This is a genomic window from Micromonospora sp. CPCC 206171 (genome assembly GCF_036906755.1).
Taxonomy (GTDB): domain Bacteria; phylum Actinomycetota; class Actinomycetes; order Mycobacteriales; family Micromonosporaceae; genus Micromonospora; species Micromonospora purpureochromogenes.
This window is the reverse complement of the sequence record NZ_JBAKHT010000011.1, coordinates 19020-39106: the sequence shown is the minus strand read 5'-3', so window position 1 is coordinate 39106 and position 20087 is coordinate 19020. Positions and strand designations below refer to the sequence as shown.

The following is a 20087-nucleotide window of genomic DNA, read 5'->3' as shown; positions in this document are numbered from 1 at the left end:
GGCCGGCCGTGCGGGGACCCCTGGTGGTCATCGGTGACACCCTGCTGGACCGCGACGTCGAGGGCGTGGTGAACCGGCTCTGCCCCGACTCGCCCGTACCGGTGCTCGACGAGACGACGTACGCCGACCGCCCCGGCGGCGCCGGCCTGGCCGCGGTCTTCGCCGCCACCCAGGGCGCCGGCGAGGTGGCGCTGGTGACGGCGCTCGCCGACGACGCCGGCGGCGCCCGGCTCAGCTGCCTGCTCAGCGCCGCCGGCGTGCAGGTGTACGCGCTGCCGCTGCCCGGCGCCACCGCGGAGAAGATCCGGCTGCGGGCCCGCGGCCGGGTGCTGCTGCGCCACGACCGGGGTGGGTCGGCCGCCGATCCCGGGCCGCCGAGCGAGGCGGTGCTCCGGCTGATCGCCGAGGCGTCCGCCGTGCTGGTCAGCGACTACGGCCGGGGCGTCGCCCGGCAGCCCGCGCTGCGCGCGGCGCTCGCCGCGACCCGCGCGCCGGTGGTCTGGGACCCGCACCCGCGCGGACCGGCGGCGGTGCCCGGGGTCACCCTGGCCACCCCGAACGAGGCGGAGGTACGCGACCTGACCGAGGTACCGCCGGGCTCGTCCCGGCTGGCCACCGCCTCCCGGGGCGCGCAGGGGCTGCGTGAGCGGTGGCGGGCCGGCGCGGTGGCGGTGACGCTGGGCGGTGACGGCGCGTTGCTCTGTCACGCCGGCGCCACCCCGCTGGTGGTCGCCGCCCCGGTCAACGCCGAGGGGGACACCTGCGGGGCCGGGGACCGGTTCGCCTCGGCGGCCAGCCTCGCGCTGGCCCGGGGCGCGCTGGTCTCCGAGGCGGTGCAGGAGGCGGTGGCGGAGGCGTCGGCGTACGTGGCCGGCGGGGGAGTGGCGGCCGCGCTGCCGCCCGAGGTCCGCGCCGCCGCGCCGGCGCCGCTGGGCGGCGGTGGGGAGCGGATCGGGGCCGCCGCGGCCGGCGCGGTGGTGGCCGAGGTACGCGCCGCCGGCGGCACCGTGGTCGCCACCGGTGGCTGCTTCGACCTGCTGCACGCCGGGCACGTGGCGACCCTGCAGGCCGCCCGGCAGCTCGGCGACTGCCTGATCGTCTGCCTCAACTCCGACGCCAGCGTCGCCGGGCTGAAGGGGCCGGAGCGCCCGGTCGTGCCGCAGGGCGACCGCAGCCGGCTGCTCGCGGCGCTGAGCTGCGTCGACGCGGTGCTGGTCTTCGACGAGTCCACGCCGGACGCGGTGCTGAGCTGGCTGCGCCCGGACATCTGGGTCAAGGGCGGCGACTACGCCACCGGCGGCGGCGACCCGGCGAGCCTGCCGGAGGCCGAGGCGCTGCGCCGCTGGGGCGGGCACTCGGTGGTGGTGCCCTACCTGGACGGACGCTCCACCACCGACATGATCGCGGCGGCCCGCGGCGAGCGCCCCGGTGCGTACCGGGCCGCACCCACCGGCGCCGTCAGGGCAGCCGGTGCGCAGCGTCCGACGGCGGAGGGAGCGCGATGAGCAGTGCACCGGGTGCCGGCCCGACCGTCCTGGTCACCGGCGGATCGAGCGGGCTCGGCGCGGCGGTGGTCACCGCGGTGGCCCGGGCCGGCGGGCGGCCGCTGGTGCTGGACCGGCAGCGCCCCGGTGACGGGGTGCCCTGGGTCGAGTGCGACCTGGCCGACACCCGGTCCGCCGAGGAGGCCACCCGGGAGTTGGCCGAGCGCTCCGGCGGACTCGACGCGGTGGTCACCGCGGCCGGGATGGACGTGCCCGGCAAGCTCGCCGACGTGCCCCGGGAGACCTGGGAGCGGATCGTCGCGGTCGATCTGCTCGGCACGGTGGCGGTGGTCCGCGCGGCGCTGCCGTACCTGGAAGCGTCCCGGGGCGGGATCGTCACGGTGGCCTCCACCCTCGGGGTGAAGGCGGTCAGCGACGCCACCGCGTACTGCGCGGCCAAGTTCGGGGTGGTCGGCTTCACCCGCGCGCTCGCCGCCGAACTCGCCGGCCGGGTGAACGTGACCCTGCTGATCCCCGGCGGGATGCGCACCGCCTTCTTCGACGAGCGCGACCCGCAGTACCGGCCCGGCCCGGACGCCAAGCTCAACGCGCCGGGCGACACCGCCGCCGCGGTGATGTTCGCCCTCTCCCAGCCGCCCGGCTGCGCGATACGCGAGATGGTGGTCTGCGCCGAGCAGGAGACCTCGTACCCGTGATCCTCGTGCTCCGCGCCCTCGGCGTGGGCGACCTGGCCACAGCCGTACCGGCGCTGCGCGCGCTGCGGGCCGCGTACCCCGACCGGGAGCTGGCGCTGGCGGCGCCGGCCTGGCTCGGGCCGCTGGTCGACCTGGTCGGCGGCGTCGACCGGCTGCTGCCCACCGACGGCCTGGGCGCCCCGCCGTGGCCGCCCCCGCCCGTCGCGGTCAACCTGCACGGGCGCGGGCCCGACTCGCACCGGATGCTGGCCGGCGCGGGCCGGCTGCTGGCGTTCCGCTGCCCGGAGGCCGGCCACCCGGACGGCCCGCGATGGCGCGCCGGTGAGCACGAGGTGCACCGCTGGTGCCGCCTGCTGGCCTGGTACGGCATCCCCGCCGACGCCGGCGACCTCGCGCTGCGCCGGCCGGCGGCGGACCGGACGCCGACCGGGGTCACCGTCGTCCACCCGGGCAGCAAGATCCCCGAGAAGCGCTGGCCGGCGGCGCGCTTCGCCGCGCTGGCCCGGGTCCTCGCCGAGCGCGGCCACCGGGTGGTGGTGACCGGCTCGGCCGACGAGCGGGAGCTGGCGCACCGGGTGGCCGCCGGGGCGGGGCTGCCCGACCCCGCCGTCCTGGCCGGCCGGACCGACCTGGGCGAGCTGGCCGCGCTGGTCGCCCACGCCCGCCTGCTGGTCAGCGGCGACACCGGCGTCGGCCACCTCGCCACCGCCTACGCCACCCCGTCCGTGCTGCTCTTCGGCCCGGTCCCGCCGGCCGAGTGGGGTCCGCCGCGGGACCGGCCCCGGCACCGGGTGCTGTGGATCGGCGCACGGGATTGGCCCGACCGGCCCGGGGTAGGAAGCCAGCCGACGTTGGCGGCCCTGCCCGTGGACCGGGTGCTGGCCGCCGTGGAAGAGGCCGAAGAGGCGGTGCGGGTCTCCGGTGCGACTGCGGCGTAGTGATCCGGGCCGGGCGGGGTACGGGCGCCGTCGGGCCGGCAAGGGCTGGGTGTTCCTCGACCCCCGCGGCGAGCCGGTCCGCGACCCCGAGGAACTGTCCCGGCTGCGCGAGCTGGTCATCCCGCCCGCCTGGCAGGACGTCTGGATCTCGCCGTACCCAAACGGGCACATCCAGGCGACCGGCGTCGACGCGGCCGGCCGCAAGCAGTACCTCTACCACCCGGAGTGGCGGCGCAGGCGCGACGAGGCGAAGTTCGACCACGTGCTGGAGGTCGCGCACCGGTTGCCGGTGCTGCGCGCGCGGATCGCCGACGACCTGGGCCGGCGGGGCCTGAACCGGGACCGGGTGCTGGCCACCGTCGCCCGGCTGCTCGACATGGGGATGTTCCGGGTCGGCAACGACCAGTACGCGGTCGGCGAGGACGCCACCTTCGGGGTCTCCACCCTGCGCCCCGAGCACGCCCGCTCCCGGGGCGGATGCGTGGTCTTCGAGTTCCCCGCCAAGGGCGGCATCGAGCAGGTCCGCCGGATCGAGGACACGGAGCTGTGCCAGGTGCTGACCAACCTGCGCCGACGGCGGCGGTCGGAGGACCGTCTCTTCGGCTACTGGGACGGGCGGCAGTGGCGCGACGTACGCAGCGACGAGGTCAACGAGTACCTGCGCGACGCCAGCGGCGGCGAGATGACCGCCAAGGACTTCCGCACCTGGCACGCGACGGTGCTCGCGGCGACCGAGCTGGCCACCGTGGGCGTGCAGCGGTCCGCCACCGCCCGGAAGAAGGCGGTCGCCGGGGTGATGAAGGAGGTCGCCGAGCTGCTGGGCAACACCCCCACGGTGGCCCGGACGTCCTACGTGGACCCGCGGGTGGTCGACCTCTACCACGACGGGGTGGTGGCGCCGGTCCGGCCGGACACCCCGAAGCCGGAGGCCGAGCGGACGGTCCTGGAGTTGCTGGAGGACGCCTGACCGGCCCCGTCGTCGGTCCTGGGGGGAAGAGCGACGGGGCCGGAATCGGTGTGGCCGGGTGGCCGGGTGGCCGGGTGGCCGGGTGGCGGGCGGTCCGTGCGGTACCGGGGCGGCCGCCCGTGACAAGGAGGTCACGGGCGCCACCACGGTCCCCCGTTACCGGTGGCCGGCACGGGCCTGCCGACCGCCGATCCGGATTCAGTATGTCGACGTCGAGTTGACGACGGATGCCGCGTCGTTGACGATCCGTGCCTGTTCCCGCCGGGCCGCGCGGTACCCCTGCGGGGTCTCGCCGTAGGCGGCGCGGAAGGCACGGCTGAAGACCGCCTTGTCGCCGAAGCCCCAGCGGGCGGCGACGGCCTGGATCGCCCGGTGCGCCTGCGCCGGGTCGGCGAGGTCACGGCGGCACCGGTCCAGGCGCAGGTCGCGCACGTACGACGCCACCGTGGTCTCCTCCGCCTCGAAGAGCCGGTGCAGGGTCCGGACGGAGACGTGGTGCGCGTCGGCGATCGTCTGCGGGCTCAGCGTGGCGTCACCCAGGTGCCGCTGGATGTAGCCGCGCACCTGCGCGAGCAGCGCCCGACGGCGTACCTCCCGGGGCACCGCGTCCTCGGCGACCAGGTGCCGGCCGAGCATGGTGGCGATCAGGTCGAGCGCGGTCGTGCCGAGCCGGTCGGCGTCCGCCGCGTGGTACTGCTCCGGATGACCGGCGATCTGCACCAGGTACTGGGCCAGCAGGGCGCCCACCCCCTCGGTGCCGGACATCCGGCCGGCGAGCAGGGGAGCCAGCCGGTCGGGGGGCAGCGGCAGCGCGCCGTACGGGATCAGGGCCACCACGGAGCTGGCGTGCTGCTGTCCGCCCTGCGCGCCCTCGTGGCTGACCTGGTGGGGGCGTGACCCGTCGTAGAAGGTGAACTCCCTCGGCCCGATCACGCTCTGCCGGCCGGCCTGCCCGGACGAGCCGGTGCCGGTGGTGGTCAGGGCGAGCAGGAAGTAGTCCACCTCGGTCTGCCGGGCCAGCTTGGCGGTCCGCACGGCGTCCAGTGAGGGGTAGCGGTAGTTCACCAGCTGGATCGGGCCGAGGGGGATGATCTCGGCGCGGGCGGCGAAGTCGTCGGCGTGCGCGGACCGCATCCGCAGTGGCGACGCGGTGCGGGCGACGAGGTCCAGCCACATCCCGAACCGCTCGCGCGGCGGCAGCGCCTCCGTGTCGATGACGTTCCGGTCCAGCATCTTGCCCGCCTCCGTGGTTCCGCGTGTGTCCCGCCCATTGTCGATGACGGCTCGGCCGGCGGAAGAGCGCGGAGACGACGGATCCGCGCGACCGGGTGGGCGCGCGGATCCGAGGCGGGGCCGATCAGTCGTTGAGCACGTGCGAGAGCCGGTCGCGGAAGCGCCGCTCCGAGTCGCTGACCTGGTCGCCGCCGAGGCCGAGGAGGCCGCCGGTGGGGGCGGCGCCGACCACCTGCTCGGCGATCTCCACCAACCAGTGCTTGTACGCCCCGGCCTCGCCCTCGTCCACCCTGGCGGCCAGCAGCGCCGACGCCTGGCCGGCCCGGGCCAGCACGTCGTCGATCAGGGCCTGCGGGTCGGCCGGCTCGATGACCGGCAGTTCCTCGCCGGCCTCCGGGTCGCCCACCCGGGACACGATCTCCCCGGCGACCGCCGCGACCAGCGGGTTGGCCGACTCGCGGCCGGCGGAGATGGTCTCCAGCCCGGCGGCGTTCTCCGCGCGGGTGCGCCGGCCGCCGTCGTGCTCCGCGGCGCTGGCCGCGGTCAGGACCGCCTGCGGCAGGCCGACCAGCAGCCCCCACTCCTCGTCGGAGAACCCGAACCCGGTGTACGCCGGCTGTTCGATCACGACTGAGCCCCTCTCGTTTCGTTGCGTCTGTGCCCGGTGCCCCGGTCAGGCTAGTCCTGCGTCAGCAGGCCCTGCTCCGACACCACGGGCACGGACAGCGTCTTGTAGCCGACCTCGTCGAAGAGCACCGTCATCCGGTCCTCCTCGTAGTTGAGCACCAGTCCCGCCCCCCACTCGGGGTGGCGCACCTGGCTGTGCACCGGGAACGGCCCGACCGCGCCGTCGTCGGCGACGCTGGTGCCGGCGTGGCAGTTGTCGCAGTGCCCGCAGACCTCCGACATCTGCTCGCCGAAGTACGCCAGCAGCGTCTGGCCCCGGCAGGCGGTGGTCTCGGCGAAGGCGCGCATCATGTCGGTGCGGGACCTGGTCACGGTCTGCTGCCGCTCCGCCTCGGCCAGCGCCGCGGCGGCGGCCTCCACCGGCCTGGGGGAGTAGCGGGGGGCGCCGATCTTCTGCCGGGCCCGCGGCTCGGCGGCGCCGATCTGCTCCAGCAGGGACAGGTACTGGCCGAGCTTGCGCGGACCCAGTCCGGTCACCTCGCGCAGCTCCTTCTTGGTCCGGGCCTCCTTGCGCAGCAGCGCGGCCAGGTCGCGCAGCTCGGTGGAGTCCGGCAGTCCGCCGCTGAAGTAGCGTTGCAGCCCGACGTCCTCGGCGCGCCAGAGCAGCAGCACCCGGGCCGGCGCGCCGTCCCGGCCGGCGCGACCGATCTCCTGGAAGTAGCTGTCCGGCGAGTCGGGCAGCGCCATGTGCACCACCCAGGCGATGTTCGGCTTGTCGATGCCCATGCCGAACGCCGAGGTCGCCACCATGATCGGCACCTGGTCGGCGAGGAACGCATCGTGCAGCTCGTGCCGGGCGCCGGTGGCCATCCCGCCGTGGTAGTACTGCGACGGGAAGCCGGCGTCGGTCAACCGCTGGGCCAGCTCCTCGGCGGCCCGCCGGGTCGGCACGTAGATGATGCCGGGGCGCTGGTCGTCGCGCAGCAGCGCCACCAGCCGCCGCCACCGGTAGTCGTCGGTGGGGCAGTGCGCGACCTCCAGGAAGAGGTTGGGCCGGTCCAGTCCGGAGACCACCACCTCCGGGTCGCGCAGCCGCAGCCGGGCGATGATGTCGTCGCGCACCGGGGGTGAGGCGGTGGCGGTCAGGGCCACCACCGGCGGCCGGCCGATGCCCTCGATCAGGTGGCCCAGTGCCAGGTAGTCGGGGCGGAAGTCGTGCCCCCAGGCCGAGATGCAGTGCGCCTCGTCGATCGCCACCAGTGCCGGCTTCAGCGCCCTGACCTCGGCCATCCGGTCGGGGTTGCTGAGCTGCTCCGGGGTGATGAAGAGGAACTCGGCCCGGCCGTCGCGGATCTCCTCGATCGCCTGGGCCTGTTGGGCCGGGGACTCGTCGGAGCTGATCCGTACCGCCCGCAGTTCGGGGCGCTGCCGTTCGTTGAGGGCGGCGATCTGGTCCTGCTGCAGCGCCAGCAGCGGGGAGATCACCACCGTCGGTCCGGGGATCAGGCTGGCCGGGATCTGGTAGATCGCCGACTTGCCGGCGCCGGTGGGCAGGACCACCAGGGCGTCGCGTCGTTTCATCACCGCGCGCATGGCGGCGAGTTGGTTGGGCCGCAGCGCGGTCCAGCCGAAGAGGCTCCGCGCCGCGCGGCGCAACGTCGTCGAGTGCATGGACAGCTTCATCGAGGGCCGGAGGTACCCGAGGAGATCAGCGCCGAAACCGCTGACACCGGCTGATCGGTCGGGAGAGCCGCAACGCCGCGCGGGCCACCCGCCGGGACACCGCCGCAGGCTCCGGCGCTGCCCGGCGGCCTGCTGCGCGGGCCCGTCCCGTCTTGAGCGTGATACCCGACGGGTATCACGATGACTCTGAGGTATCACGCTCGTCGGGGTGTCGGGCCGGGCGCCGGGCACCGTCCGTGGGCGCGACGAGCCGCGAAACGCCGCTGGCCAGGCCAGGCTGTCAGCGCAGGCGGGGCAGCACCGCGCGCTGGTAGAGGTCGAACAGGCCCTGGGTGTGCGGGCCGGTGTTGGCCACGTAGACCTCGTCGAAGCCGGCCTTGGCGTACTGGTCGATCATCTGCAGGTGCGCGTCGGCGCTGTTGCCGCAGACGAACGACTCCTTCAACATCTCCGGCTTGACCAGTTGGGCGGCCTGCTCGAAGTGGCGCGGGGAGGGCAGCACCTGGGACAGCTCGCCGGGCAGCCCGGCGTTCGGCCACTTCTCGTACGCCAGCCGCGCGCCCTCCTCCTCGCTGTCGGCGTACGCCGCCTTGAAGCCGGCCTGGCAGGGCTTGTCGCCGCCGCCGCTCTCCCGGAACCGGCGGACCATGTCGGCGTCGGGCATGACGCTGATGTAGCCGTCGCCGATCCGGGCGGCCAGGTCGATCGCCTTGGGGCCGAAGCCGGAGACGTAGACCGGCGGGGGCGCGTCGGGCAGGGTGTAGATCCGGGCGTGCTCGACGGTGTAGTGCTTGCCGTGGTGGTTGACGAACTCGCCGCGCCACAGCGCGCGCATCACCTCGACCGCCTCTGCCAGCATCTCCAGCCGGACGTCGGTCTGCGGCCAGGCGTCGCCGAGGATGTGCTCGTTGAGCGCCTCGCCGGAGCCGACGCCGAGCACGAAGCGCCCCGAGTGCAGGACCGCGCTGGTGGCCGCGGCCTGGGCGAGCACCGCCGGGTGGATGCGGACGGTCGGGCAGGTCACCGCGGTGGTGACGGGCAGCGAGCAGACCTGGCTGAGCGCGCCGATGGTCGACCAGACGAAGGGGCTCTGCCCCTGCGCGTCCACCCACGGGTGGTAGTGGTCCGAGATCCACAGCGCCTCGAACCCGGCCCGTTCGGCGCCGCGCGCCTGCTCCAGCAGCTCCGCCGGGGCGAACTCCTCACTGGACAGGAAGTAACCGATCTTCATCTTTCCCCCTCGCCGTCGCCCGACGCCGGTCGCGCCGGGCCGACCAGGAGATGCCCTACCCCGGAGTCGGGGGATCAGTCAGCGGCGGCCGAACATGGCCCGGATGGCGGCGAGCAGCAGAAGGCCGCCGACCACCACGCCGAGCAGGCGCACGCCGGGGACGTCGGCCGGCGAGGTGGCGTCGGCGAGCGGCAGCAGATCCATTTCCGCACTGTCGCACGCCGTCCCCGAGGGCGCCAGCCCGTAACAGTAAGGTTTATTGACTATTTCGTTGCCCGGTGTGACCATGGCAGCACCGCGACGGCGACCGGCCGTCGGAAGACCACACGGGGGTACGGGGGCCGCATGAGCGAGCGCAACCTGGCGGGCCTGGCGGCCGCCGTCCTACAGCCCGGTTTCGTCGGCACCACCCCGCCCGGGTGGGTCTGCCGCTGGCTCGGCGAGGGGCTCGGCTCGGTGGTCCTGTTCGCCCGCAACGTCGTCGACCCCGGCCAGCTCGCCGCGCTCACCGCGACCCTGCGCGCCGAACGCCCGGACGTGCTGGTCGCCATCGACGAGGAGGCCGGCGACGTCACCCGGATCGAGTCGGCGCTGGGCAGCTCCCGCCCCGGCAACTTCGCCCTCGGGGCGGTCGACGACCCGGCGCTGACCGAGGAGGTGGCCCGGGACCTCGGCGCCGACCTCGCCGCGCTCGGCGTCACCCTCAACTACGCCCCGGACGCCGACGTCAACAACAACCCGGCCAACCCGGTGATCGGCGTCCGGTCCTTCGGCGCCGACCCACAGCTGGTCGCCCGGCACACCGCCGCCTGGGTACGCGGCCTCCAGTCCGCCGGCGTCGCCGCCTGCGCCAAGCACTTCCCCGGCCACGGCGACACCCGGGTCGACTCGCACCACGACCTGCCCCGCATCGGGGCCAGCCGGGCCCGTCTCGACGCCGGCGAGCTGGTCCCGTTCCGGGCCGCCGTGGCGGCCGGGGTGCAGGCCGTGATGACCGGGCACCTGCTCGTGCCCGCCCTCGACGAGGAACTGCCCGCCACCCTCAGCCCCCGCATCCTCGGCGACCTGCTCCGCGAGGAGCTGGGCTTCTCCGGCGTGGTGATCACCGACGCGGTGGAGATGCGGGCGGTCACCGACCGGTACGGCTTCGCCGGCGCCGCCGTGCGCGCCCTGGCCGCCGGGGCCGACGCGGTCTGCGTCGGCGGGGAACGGGCCGACGAGGACGCCGCCCGCCACCTGCGCGACGCCATCGTCGCCGCTGTCGTGGCCGGGGAACTGCCCGAGGAACGGCTCGCCGAGGCGGCCAAGCGGGTCGGTCAGCTCGCCGCCTGGACGGTGGCCGCCCGCGCCGACCGTCCGGCGCAGGGCGTGCCGGTCCACGACGGTTCGCCGGTCGGCCTGGCCGCCGCGCGCCGGGCGGTGCGGGTCAGCGGCGCCACCGCCGCCCTGCCGCTGGTCGCCGCCGCCCACGTGGTGGAGTTCTCCCCGCCGCGCAACATCGCCATCGGCCCGGAGACCCCCTGGGGCATCGCCGCCCCGCTGGCCGCGCTGCGACCCGGCACCACCACCGCCCGGTTCGCCGAGGTCGAGGTGCCGGCAGACCCGACGGCCGGGGCCGACGGCCGGCCGGTCGTGCTGGTCGTCCGCGACCTGCACCGGCACGACTGGATGCGGTCCGCCGTCGAGCGGGCCCTCGCCGCCCGGCCGGACGCGGTCGTGGTCGAGCTGGGCGTGCCCGAACTGGTCGTCGGCCGGGTGCACGTCGCCACCCACGGCGCCACCCGGGCCGGCGCGCAGGCGGTTGCGGAGCTGCTCGCCGGTCCCCGCTGACCACTCCACCCCGCCGCACCGCGCGACGATCATCGCCTGGTGCGGCGGGTCCCGATACCGGTCAGGCCGGCTCGAAGACCAGGTCGGCGTACTCGGGGTGCCGCTCGATGTACGCCCGCACGAACGGGCACTGCGGCACCAACCGGCCGCCCTGCTCGCGCACCTGGTCCAGGGTGGCCCGGACCAGTGCGGCGCCGACCCCCATGTCCTGGAACTCCGGGCGCACCTCGGTGTGGGTGAAGATCCGCACCTCGCCGCGCGGCAGGTACGCCGTGAAGCCGGCCAGCGCGTCGTCGACCAGGATCTCGAAGCGGTGCTTGGCGGGATTCTCCTCGACCAGGAAGCTCACCGGCCCATTGTCTCCCGCCGCCGGGCCAGGGTGTGCAGTTCGCTGAGCAACCGGTCCACCTCGTCGGCCGTGTTGTAGTGGTAGACGCTGGCCCGGACCGCGCCGCCGGTCTCCCGCAGCCCCATCGTCCGGAAGTACTCGTAGGCGTAGTAGTCGCCGGAGGAGAGGCAGAGCCGCGCCTCGCCCAGCGCCGCCGCCAGCCCCGCCGGCGACCAGCCGGCCAGCCGGAACGACACCGTCGGGCAGCGCCGCGCGGCGGCCCCGTACACGGTCACCGCGGGGTTGTCGGCCAGCCCGGCCAGCAGCCGGTCGAAGAGCGTCTCCTCGTACGCCTGGGCGGCGGCCAGCCCGGCCCGGACCCGCTCCCGCCGGTCGCCGGTGGCGGTCGGGTCCAGCCCGGCCAGGTGGGCCACCGCGGCGGCCACCCCGGCCAGCAGCGGGAAGCTCGGGGTGCCGGCCTCGAACCGGTCCGGCACCGCGTCGGAGGAGGGGATCAGCTTGGCCGGGCGCAGCGACTCCCAGCGGGCCGGGTCGGCCACCATCGCGGCCAGGTGCGGGCCGGACCACTTGTAGGCGCTGGTGACCAGGAAGTCCGCGCCGGTCGAGGCGAGATCGGTCGGGCCGTGCGGCACCGAGTGCACCCCGTCGACGCACACCAGCGCCCCGGCCGCGTGCGCGGTCTTGGCGATCGCCGCCACGTCCGGCATCGTGCCGACGGCGTTGCTGCCGGCGGTCACCGCGACCAGCCGGGTCCGCTCGCCGACCAGCTCGGCGTACTGGCCGGCGGGCAGCTCACCGGTGGCCGGGTCGAACTCCGCCCAGCGCACGGTCGCGCCGGCCGCCAGGGCCGCCTGCACCCAGGGCCGCACGTTCGCGTCGTGGTCCAGCCGGGAGACCACCACCTCGTCACCCGGCCGCCAGGTCTCGCCCAGGGTCCGGGCCAGGGTGTACGTCAGCGCGGTCGCGCTCGGCCCGAGCACCACCCCGCGCGGCGCCGCGCCGAGCAGGTCGGCCACCGCGGCGCGGGCGGCGTCGACCAGCTCCAGCGACCGGCGGCCGGGCCCGAAGGCGGGGGTGCGGTTGCCGAGCGCGGTGCCCATCGCCCCGCTGACCGCGTCGATCACCGACTGCGGGGTCTGGGTGCCGCCGGCACCGTCGAAGTGGGCGAAACCCTCGGTCAGGGCGGGGTAGGCGGCCCGGGTCCGGGCGAGGTCGAACGGCATGACCGGACCCTAACGCGCGGCCCCGGGGCGCCGGATGATCACGCGGGCGGGGCCGTCTCGCCGCCGTCTCGTACCCTTGGTCGCGTGACGACGCGATCCGCTACCTCCCCACTCACCCCCACCCGGCGCGTTGCCGGCCTCCTCGCCGGCCTGGCCCTCGGCGTGGCCGTGCTGACCGGCTGCAGCTCCGAGGGGGCCGACACCGACTGCGGCCTGGACGCCTGCACGGTCACCTTCGACCGGGGCGTCGACGCCAAGGCGAACATCCTCGGCGTCGAGGCGAAGCTGATCGGGGCCCAGGGCGACCAGGTCACCGTCGAGGTCGCCGGCGAGCAGCTCTCCCTCACCGTCGGCCAGCAGGCCACCGAGGTGGGCGGCTTCGCGGTCACCCTGGACAGCGTCACCGACCAGCAGGTCAAGATCCGCGTGGCGCGCAACACCAGCAGCTGACGGCGCCTGCGGCCGGCGCCGCGTCACGTTTGGCGATCTTCGCATTCGGAGATTGTGGCGCCATGTCTCTCACCCGGAACGCCGAAGCCACCGCCGCCCGCACCGCGGACAGCCGCTGGCTGGAACTCCTCGCCCGGGCCGGTTTCATCGGCTACGGGGTCGTGCACCTGCTGTTCGCCTGGCTCGCCCTGCAGATCGCCTTCGGCAAGCCCGGTGAGAACGGCGACCAGTCCGGTGCGCTGCGAACCATCGCCGCCCAGCCCCTGGGCAAGACGCTGGTCGTCCTGATCGCGGTCGGCCTGCTGGCCATGGCCATCTGGCAGGGCCTGGAAGCGGCCGTCGGGCACCGCGTCGAGCAGGGCAAAGAGCGCGTCTGGGAGCGGCTCGCCTCCGCCGGCCGGACGATCGTCTACCTCTACTTCGCCTGGACCGCCTTCAAGGTCTTCAAGGACGCCGGCTCCAACAGTGCCGACCAGCAGGAGGCGCTCACCGGCAAGCTGATGACCTCCGGCGGCGGCCGGCTGGTGGTCGGCCTGGCCGGGCTGGTGCTCGCCGCGATCGGCGTCGGTCTGGTGATCTACGGCCTGGTCAAGCGCTTCGAGAAGCACCTCAAGACCGGCGAGATGAGCCCGAAGGCCCACACCCTGGCCCGCCGGCTCGGCATCGCCGGCTACGTGGCCAAGGGCATCGCGTACGGCATCGCCGGCGTGCTGATCGTCGTCGCGGCGGTGAAGTACGACCCGGAGAAGGCCCGCGGCCTGGACGCCGCGCTGCGCACCCTGCGCGACCAGTCCTACGGCCAGGCGCTGCTGGTGCTGGTCGCCCTCGGCATCGCCGCCTTCGGCACGTTCTGCTTCCTCCAGTCCCGGTACCGCAGGGTCTGAGCTGGTCGATTCCGGAACCACCGGGCACCATAGGGCCTTTGCCCGAAGTCCGGCCGGAGGGAGAGAGCGTGCAGGACTACCTGGAGACGATCGCCGCCGCGGCTGCCGCGGCGGCGATCGCCCTGTTGCTGGTCGAGGTGGTGCACCGGGTGATCCGGCGGTTCGGCCGGGGCTCGCTGCTGATGACCGAGCTCACCGAGCACGCGCACCGCCCGTTCCGGGTGGCCGGCACCGTCCTCGCCGTCCAGTTCGCGGTCCGGTTCACCACCGGGTACGCCGTCGGCACGCCCTGGCGGCAGGTGGTGCTGCACGCCCTGGTGCTGGCCGTGGTCGCCGCCGTGGCCTGGCTGGTCGCCGCGCTGCTGGTCGCGATCGAGGACGCCGCCCTGGCCCGGTTCCGGGTGGACGTGCCGAACAACCGCCACGCCCGCCGGGTCCGCACCCAGGTGGTGCTGCTGCGCCGGCTGACCGTCGCGGTGATCGTGGTGCTGACGGTGGGCGTGATGCTGATGACCTTCCCCGCCGTACGCGGCATCGGCGCCGGCGTGCTCACCTCCGCCGGGGTGGTGGGTGTGGTCGCCGCGCTGGCCGCCCAGAGCCTGCTCGGCAACGTCATCGCCGGCCTCCAGCTCGCCTTCAGCGACGCGGTACGCCTCGACGACGTGGTCGTGGTCGAGGGGGAGTGGGGCCGGGTCGAGGAGCTGACCCTGAGCTACGTGGTGGTGCAGATCTGGGACGACCGCCGGCTGATCCTGCCCACCTCGTACTTCACCAGCAAGCCGTTCCAGAACTGGACCCGCACCGAGGCCGCCGTCCTCGGCACCGCCGAGTTCGAGGTGGACTGGGCGATCCCGGTGCAGGCGATGCGCGAGGAACTGCGCCGCCTGGTGGAGAGCACCGAGCTGTGGGACGGCCGGGTCTGCGTGCTCCAGGTGACCGACGCGACCGGCGGCGCGATCACCGTCCGGGCGCTGGTCAGCGCCGCCGACGCGGGCAGCCTCTGGGACCTGCGCTGCCTGGTCCGCGAGCACCTGGTCGGCTGGATCCGGGACCACCGCCCCACGGCCCTGCCCCGGTCCCGCACCGAGATCGGCGACGCCTCCGGCGCCCTGCCCTGGCAGTGGGCGCAGCCCCGCCGGCCGGTGCGCCGGCTGCAGGAGCCGGAGGTGCCGGACGACGCCCGCGTCTTCGGCGGCAGCCACGACGGCGACGCCCGCAGCGAGGCCTTCGTCGGCCCCGAGGAGCACGCCGACGCCCGCCGCTGAGCCACCCCTCCACCGCACCCGCCGACCGGCCCGCGCGCCGTCGGCGGGTGCTTCCTCGTAACGGCTTCCGCGTTTCGCCGGACGCTGCGGGTCCACCTGCGGTCAGATGTGGTTGGTCACTGCGCGCAGGATTGACGGGCGGCGACTCCGGGCATACAGCGCGGTGATGATGAAAGGAGGACAGCATGGCTGACGTCGCTAACCAACAGACGTCCCGGACCGGGACCGAGCCGTCCACCGCCGAACTGGTGCAGCGGGCCACGGAGCAGGTCTCCCGCCTCGTACGGGACGAGTTGGCGCTGGCCCGGGCGGAGTTGACCCGGAAGGGCAAGCACGCCGGGATCGGAATCGGTCTCTTCGGCGGGGGTGGGGCGCTGGCCTTCTACGGGCTGGGCGCGCTGGTCGTCACCGCGGTGCTGCTGCTGGACCTGGTCATGCCGGCGTGGCTGGCCGCCCTGATCGTGGCGGTGCTGCTCTTCCTGGTCGCCGGGGTGCTCGCCCTGGTGGGCAAGAAGCAGGTCAGCCAGGCGGTCCCCCCGGTACCGGCGTCGACGGTGCAGAGCCTCCGGGCGGACGTGGACGTCGTCACCGCCGCGGTGAAGGACAGGGGACGGGCATGACGGGCAACGGGACCGGCGACGCCGAGGCGCTCCGCGAGGAGATCCGGCGTACCCGGGTGGAGTTGGGCGAGACGATGGAGTTGTTGGCCGCCAGGGCCGACGTGAAGGCCCGGCTGCGGGAGTCCGCCGGCCAGGCGAAGGAGCGGATGCGCGAGCAGGCCGCGCAGACCGTCGCCCGGGTGCGCGGGCAGGCGGCGCAGAAGGCGGACGTGGCGCGGGCACAGGCGTCGGAGAAGGGTGCGGTGGTCCGGCGCAATCCGATGCCGTGGGCGACGGTGGCGGCCGGCGCCGTGGCGGCGATGGTCGTGCTGCTGATCGTCCGGGGGAGGCGTAGATGAGCAGGGGCATCGGCAGGGCCGCGTACAAGCCCGTCGGGGTGATGCTCGGGCTGGCCGCCGGTACGGTCGCCGGGGCGATCTTCCGGCAGGTCTGGACGATGACGGCCGGCGACGGCGAGGCCCCAAGCGCGACCGACGAGGACCGCGGCTGGGGCGAGATCCTGGCCGCGGCGGCGTTGCAGGGCGCCATCTTCGCCGTCGTCCGGGCCGCTGTGGACCGCGGCGGCGCGGTCGGCGTACGACGGCTGACCGGCCGCTGGCCGGACTGAGCCGCAGAGGTCGAAGGCCCCCCTTCCGCATCGACGGGTGGGGGGCCTTTCGCACGGCTGCGGGCACCCGCCCAGCGATCTTCGGCATCCGTCAGGTCACATGTCGGAGAATTTCGGTCCGGTAGGCTGTGCAGAGTTTTTGCGTACGTGGTTTGCTGGTCCCCGCTGTTGCGAGATGGCGTGGGTTGAGAGAAGTCCTCCTTCGTGGGGGCCGACTCAGGCGCCGCTGCTCGAAAACGGCCAATCGGCCGCACGGCGTGCTCGGCCGCCAGTTTTAGAAGGAGATACACATGGCGCAGGGAACCGTGAAGTGGTTCAACGCTGACAAGGGCTTCGGCTTCATCACCGTCGACGGCGGGGGTGCTGACGTGTTCGTCCACTTCTCGGCCATCCAGACCAGCGGCTACCGCACGCTGGAGGAGAACCAGCGGGTGGAGTTCGAGATCGCCCAGGGTCAGAAGGGTCCGCAGGCCGAGCAGGTCCGCCCCATCTGACCAGTGCCGGTCGGCAGCCGCCGGCCCGGGTGATCCGGCCCCCCGGATCGACGAGAAGCCCCGTGTCCTGCAGGGATGCGGGGCTTTCCGCGTGTCCGGGCCCGGTGCCTGCCCACCGCGCCCGTCGGGCGTCCGCCGCGCGGGTCGGTCAGGTGCGGCGGCGGGCCTTCAGGCCCCACCAGAGCACCACGAGTCCGATCAGGATCACCACCGGGCCGACCACCGCCCAGATCCGCTGGTCGGTCATCACGCTGCCGCCGACGTACCCGAGGCCCTGCACCGTCCACACCGCTCCGACCACCACGGCCAGCAGCCCGAGGGTGAGCGTCAGCCAGCCCCTCATCGGTTCCTCCTCACCCGCACCGGTGGTCCCGGCCTCCGGTCAGCATGCGGCCCGTCCGGCCGGTACGCGAGCACCGCCCCGGCGCGGCTCACCACCGGTCGTGCACCCGGGCGCGGACCAGCTCGTCGTAGACCGCCCGGACCGTGTCCCGCTCGGCGGCGGTCAGCGGCGGCAGGTCGGCCGCGACGGCGTTGCCCCGCGCCTGCGCGGCGTCGCGCGCGCCGGGGATGACCACGGTGACGCCCGGCTGGTCGATGATCCAGCGCAGCGCGAACTGGGCCATCGTGCGGTCCGTGCCGACCAGCGGGGCGAGCCGCCGCACGACCGCCAGGCCGAGGTCGTAGTCGACGCCGGAGAAGGTCTCGCCGACGTCGAAGCTCTCCCCGTGCCGGTTGTAGCTGCGGTGGTCGTCGGCGGCGAAGGTGGTGTGCTCGTCGTACCGGCCGGAGAGCAGGCCGCTGGCCAGCGGCACCCGGGCGACGACGCCCACCCCGGCCGCGGCGGCGGCCGGCAGCACCCGCTCCAGGGGCTTGAGCCGGACGGCGTTGAGGATGATCTGCACGCTGGCGACGCCGGGCCGGGCGATGGCGGTGAGCGCCTGGTCGCAGGTCTCCACGCTGACCCCGTACCCGGCGACGCGCTCCTCGGCGACCAGCGTGTCGAGGGCGTCGAAGACCCGGTCGTCGGCGAAGACGGCGGTGGGCGGGCAGTGCAGCTGGACCAGGTCCAGGGTGTCCGTGCCGAGGTTGGCCCGGGACCGGTCGGTCCAGGCCCGGAAGTTGTCCAGGGTGTAGGCCTCGGGTGTCTGCTCCACCCGGCGGCCCATCTTGGTGGCCACGGTCAGGCCGTGCCCGGGCCGCTCGCGCAGGAACCGCCCGATCAGCTGCTCGCTGCGTCCGTCGCCGTAGACGTCGGCGGTGTCCAGGAAGGTCACTCCGGAGTCCACGGCGGCGTCGAGCACGGCCAGGGCGTCGCTCTCGCTGACCCGGCCCCAGTCGGCGCCGAGCTGCCAGGCGCCGAGGCCGACCACACCCACCCGCCGGCCGAGCCGGTCGAAGCTGCGCTGTCCCACCGGAGGAAGCCTAGTGACCGCCTTGCCGGACCGCAGCGGGGGCCGTAGGGTCTTAGCAAGACGTACGTACGGTTTGGAGGCAGCGATGTGGGATCCGGCGACCTACCTGCGCTACGGCGACGAACGGTCCCGCCCGTTCCACGACCTCGTCGCCCGCGTCCCGGCCGACCGGCCGCGCGCCGTGGTCGACCTGGGTTGCGGGCCCGGCACCCTGACCGCCACCCTCGCCGCCCGCTGGCCGGCCGCCGAGATCCGCGGTCTCGACTCGTCCCCGGAGATGATCGACCGGGCCGCCGCCCTGGCCGCCCCGGTCGAGTTCAGCGTCAGTGACGTCCGGGACTGGCGGCCCGCACCCGACGTCGACGTGGTCGTCTGCAACGCCGTGCTCCAGTGGGTGCCGGAGCACCGGGAGCTGCTCGCCCGCTGGGCCCGCGAGCTGCCCGCCGGCGCCTGGCTGGCGTTCCAGGTGCCCGGCAACTTCGACGCGGCCTCGCACCGGGCGCTGCGCGAGGTGGCCCGCCGCGACCGCTGGGCGGCCATGCTGGCGCCGCTGCTGCGCGAGACCCCGGTCGACGACGCCGTCGACTACGCCGCCGCGCTGACCGGCTCCGGCTGCGCGGTCGACGCCTGGGAGACTGTCTACGTGCACCTGCTGCCGGCCGACCCGGCCGCCGACCACCCGGTGCTGGCCTGGATGGAGGGGACCGCGCTGCGACCGGTCCGGGCCGCGCTGGACGCCGCCGGCTGGGCGGACTTCCGGGCCGAGCTGGGGGTACGCCTCGCCGAGGCGTACCCGGTGCGGCAGGGTCAGGTGTACTTCCCGTTCCGCCGGATCTTCACCGTCGCCCGTACCGGCGCCCGCGCAGAGGAGAACCTGTGACCGACCTGCCCACCTTCATCGCCGGACTGCCCAAGGTGGAGCTGCACGTGCACCACGTCGGCTCCGCCTCGCCCCGCATCGTCGCCGAGCTGGCCGCCCGGCACGAGGGGCGCAGCCCGGTCCCGGCGGACCCGGCGGCGCTCGTCGACTACTTCGCGTTCCGCGACTTCGCCCACTTCATCGAGGTGTACCTCAGCGTCGTGGACCTGATCCGCGACCCGGAGGACGTCTGGATCCTCACCCACGAGGTGGCCCGCGAGCTGGCCCGCCAGCAGGTCCGGTACGCCGAGCTGACCATCACCCCGTACTCGCACGTGCGCCGGGGCATCCCCGCACCGGCGTTCTGCGAGGCGATCGAGGACGCCCGCAAGCGGGCCGAGGCGGACTTCGGCATCGCCCTGCGCTGGTGCTTCGACATCCCCGGCGAGGCCGGGCTGCCGGCGGCCGAGGAGACCCTGCGGATCGCCCTGGAGGAGCGGCCGGACGGGCTGATCAGCTTCGGTCTCGGCGGCCCCGAGATCGGGGTGCCCCGGCCGCAGTTCAAGCCGTACTTCGACCAGGCCCGGGCGGCCGGACTGCGCTCGGTGCCGCACGCGGGGGAGACCACCGGCCCGCAGACGGTCTGGGACGCCCTGCGCGACCTGGGCGCCGAGCGGATCGGGCACGGGATCTCCGCCGCCGAGGACCCGGAGCTGCTGGCGTACCTGGCCGAGCACCGGATCGCGTTGGAGGTCTGCCCGACCTCCAATGTCCGTACCCGGGCCGTGGCGCGGCTCGCGGAGCACCCGCTGCGGCGGCTGGTCGACGCCGGCGTGCTGGTCAGCATCAACTCCGACGACCCGCCGATGTTCGGCACCACCCTCAACGACGAGTACGCGGTGGCCGCCGGGCTGCTCGACGTCGGCCCCGAGGGGGTGGCCGCGCTGGCCCGGGACGCGGTGACCGCCTCGTTCCTCGAACCGGGCGAGAAGGCCCGGATCAGCGCCGAGATCGACGCCTGGTCGGCAGCCGGGACCCGCTGAGCCGCACGACCGTCGGTGAGGTGGGGCGCGCGGCGGGAGCGGGTGTGGGGGGACCGTGCCCCCGCCGCGCGCTCGGGCTCCACCGGCCGGCAGTTGTCAGGGGCGACAAGACCGGTGGAGCTGATGGGTTCTCCCTGATCCTGGCAGCGCCCGGCCGCACCGGCGACCG

Annotated in this window: 23 protein-coding genes; 14 read left to right on the top strand and 9 right to left on the bottom strand. The window is 74.7% G+C overall.

Annotated features, from left to right (window positions below):
• The first annotated feature begins 8 nt into the window (after positions 1-8).
• Genes V6U89_RS15100 through V6U89_RS15085 form a run of 4 tightly spaced genes read left to right on the top strand, consistent with a single transcriptional unit; the run spans position 9 to position 4105 of the window.
• Positions 9-1505 carry a PfkB family carbohydrate kinase gene (locus tag V6U89_RS15100; protein ID WP_334571663.1) on the top strand — a complete coding sequence of 499 codons (1497 nt, stop codon included), beginning with the start codon at positions 9-11 and terminating at the stop codon, positions 1503-1505.
• Positions 1502-2200, top strand: coding sequence for an SDR family oxidoreductase (locus V6U89_RS15095; RefSeq protein WP_334571661.1), 699 nt, complete (start codon positions 1502-1504; stop codon positions 2198-2200). The genes V6U89_RS15100 and V6U89_RS15095 overlap by 4 nt, the downstream gene beginning before the upstream one ends.
• Positions 2197-3138, top strand: coding sequence for a glycosyltransferase family 9 protein (locus V6U89_RS15090; protein ID WP_334571660.1), 942 nt, complete (start codon positions 2197-2199; stop codon positions 3136-3138). Before V6U89_RS15095 ends, V6U89_RS15090 begins: the two co-directional genes overlap by 4 nt.
• Entirely contained in the window at positions 3122-4105 is a 984-nt protein-coding gene (locus V6U89_RS15085; protein WP_334571659.1) for a DNA topoisomerase IB, read from the top strand. The genes V6U89_RS15090 and V6U89_RS15085 overlap by 17 nt, the downstream gene beginning before the upstream one ends.
• A 198-nt stretch (positions 4106-4303) precedes the next feature.
• Here the strand turns inward: V6U89_RS15085 and V6U89_RS15080 are convergent, their stop codons facing one another.
• The 5 genes from V6U89_RS15080 to V6U89_RS15060 form a co-directional block, all read right to left on the bottom strand.
• Complete coding sequence (locus V6U89_RS15080; protein ID WP_334571658.1) at positions 4304-5338, bottom strand: helix-turn-helix domain-containing protein; 1035 nt, start codon at positions 5336-5338, stop codon at positions 4304-4306.
• Positions 5339-5462: 124 nt separating this feature from the next.
• Complete coding sequence (locus V6U89_RS15075) at positions 5463-5966, bottom strand: hypothetical protein (RefSeq protein WP_334571657.1); 504 nt, start codon at positions 5964-5966, stop codon at positions 5463-5465.
• Between the two features lie 50 nt (positions 5967-6016).
• Positions 6017-7648, bottom strand: coding sequence for a RecQ family ATP-dependent DNA helicase (locus tag V6U89_RS15070; protein ID WP_334571656.1), 1632 nt, complete (start codon positions 7646-7648; stop codon positions 6017-6019).
• A 280-nt stretch (positions 7649-7928) separates the two neighbouring features.
• Positions 7929-8879, bottom strand: coding sequence for a TIGR03557 family F420-dependent LLM class oxidoreductase (locus tag V6U89_RS15065; protein WP_334571654.1), 951 nt, complete (start codon positions 8877-8879; stop codon positions 7929-7931).
• Positions 8880-8957: 78 nt separating this feature from the next.
• Positions 8958-9083: a hypothetical protein gene (locus V6U89_RS15060; protein ID WP_255541416.1), complete on the bottom strand. Its 126-nt coding sequence runs from the start codon at positions 9081-9083 to the stop codon at positions 8958-8960.
• A 141-nt stretch (positions 9084-9224) separates the two neighbouring features.
• Between V6U89_RS15060 and V6U89_RS15055 the strand changes: the two genes are divergently transcribed.
• Positions 9225-10709 (top strand): glycoside hydrolase family 3 protein, encoded by a 1485-nt coding sequence (locus V6U89_RS15055; RefSeq protein WP_334571652.1) that lies wholly within the window; start codon positions 9225-9227, stop codon positions 10707-10709.
• Between the two features lie 61 nt (positions 10710-10770).
• Here V6U89_RS15055 and V6U89_RS15050 read toward each other — a convergent pair whose 3' ends face one another.
• Both V6U89_RS15050 and V6U89_RS15045 read right to left on the bottom strand, forming a co-directional pair.
• Positions 10771-11058 (bottom strand): GNAT family N-acetyltransferase, encoded by a 288-nt coding sequence (locus V6U89_RS15050; RefSeq protein WP_179804228.1) that lies wholly within the window; start codon positions 11056-11058, stop codon positions 10771-10773.
• Complete coding sequence (locus tag V6U89_RS15045; RefSeq protein ID WP_334571650.1) at positions 11055-12281, bottom strand: cysteine desulfurase-like protein; 1227 nt, start codon at positions 12279-12281, stop codon at positions 11055-11057. Before V6U89_RS15045 ends, V6U89_RS15050 begins: the two co-directional genes overlap by 4 nt.
• Before the next feature lie 84 nt (positions 12282-12365).
• Between V6U89_RS15045 and V6U89_RS15040 the strand changes: the two genes are divergently transcribed.
• The 7 genes from V6U89_RS15040 (at position 12366) to V6U89_RS15010 (ending at position 16601) form a co-directional block, all read left to right on the top strand.
• Positions 12366-12731: a hypothetical protein gene (locus V6U89_RS15040; RefSeq protein WP_334571649.1), complete on the top strand. Its 366-nt coding sequence runs from the start codon at positions 12366-12368 to the stop codon at positions 12729-12731.
• 62 nt (positions 12732-12793) lie between these two features.
• Complete coding sequence (locus tag V6U89_RS15035) at positions 12794-13615, top strand: DUF1206 domain-containing protein (RefSeq protein ID WP_334571648.1); 822 nt, start codon at positions 12794-12796, stop codon at positions 13613-13615.
• Positions 13616-13683: 68 nt separating this feature from the next.
• Positions 13684-14880: a mechanosensitive ion channel family protein gene (locus V6U89_RS15030; RefSeq protein WP_334571647.1), complete on the top strand. Its 1197-nt coding sequence runs from the start codon at positions 13684-13686 to the stop codon at positions 14878-14880.
• Between the two features lie 185 nt (positions 14881-15065).
• The gene (locus tag V6U89_RS15025) at positions 15066-15500 is read left to right on the top strand and encodes a phage holin family protein (RefSeq protein WP_334571645.1); all 435 of its coding nucleotides are present in this window, start codon (positions 15066-15068) and stop codon (positions 15498-15500) included.
• Positions 15497-15838 carry a DUF3618 domain-containing protein gene (locus V6U89_RS15020; protein ID WP_334571644.1) on the top strand — a complete coding sequence of 114 codons (342 nt, stop codon included), beginning with the start codon at positions 15497-15499 and terminating at the stop codon, positions 15836-15838. The genes V6U89_RS15025 and V6U89_RS15020 overlap by 4 nt, the downstream gene beginning before the upstream one ends.
• On the top strand, positions 15835-16107 hold the full coding sequence (locus V6U89_RS15015) for a DUF4235 domain-containing protein (protein ID WP_154938246.1): 273 nt from the start codon (positions 15835-15837) through the stop codon (positions 16105-16107). The genes V6U89_RS15020 and V6U89_RS15015 overlap by 4 nt, the downstream gene beginning before the upstream one ends.
• 290 nt (positions 16108-16397) lie before the next feature.
• Positions 16398-16601, top strand: coding sequence for a cold-shock protein (locus tag V6U89_RS15010; protein ID WP_007075740.1), 204 nt, complete (start codon positions 16398-16400; stop codon positions 16599-16601).
• 148 nt (positions 16602-16749) lie between these two features.
• On the opposite strand, the gene V6U89_RS15005 is transcribed toward V6U89_RS15010, so the two are convergent.
• Together V6U89_RS15005 and V6U89_RS15000 are read right to left on the bottom strand one after the other, a co-directional pair.
• A complete protein-coding gene (locus V6U89_RS15005) occupies positions 16750-16944 on the bottom strand; it encodes a hypothetical protein (protein ID WP_334571643.1) in 195 nt (64 codons plus the stop codon).
• Between the two features lie 88 nt (positions 16945-17032).
• Entirely contained in the window at positions 17033-18016 is a 984-nt protein-coding gene (locus tag V6U89_RS15000) for an aldo/keto reductase (RefSeq protein ID WP_334571642.1), read from the bottom strand.
• Between the two features lie 85 nt (positions 18017-18101).
• Between V6U89_RS15000 and V6U89_RS14995 the strand changes: the two genes are divergently transcribed.
• Positions 18102-18896, top strand: coding sequence for a trans-aconitate 2-methyltransferase (locus V6U89_RS14995; protein WP_334571640.1), 795 nt, complete (start codon positions 18102-18104; stop codon positions 18894-18896).
• Complete coding sequence (locus tag V6U89_RS14990; RefSeq protein WP_334571639.1) at positions 18893-19918, top strand: adenosine deaminase; 1026 nt, start codon at positions 18893-18895, stop codon at positions 19916-19918. The genes V6U89_RS14995 and V6U89_RS14990 overlap by 4 nt, the downstream gene beginning before the upstream one ends.
• Positions 19919-20087 lie beyond the last annotated feature (169 nt).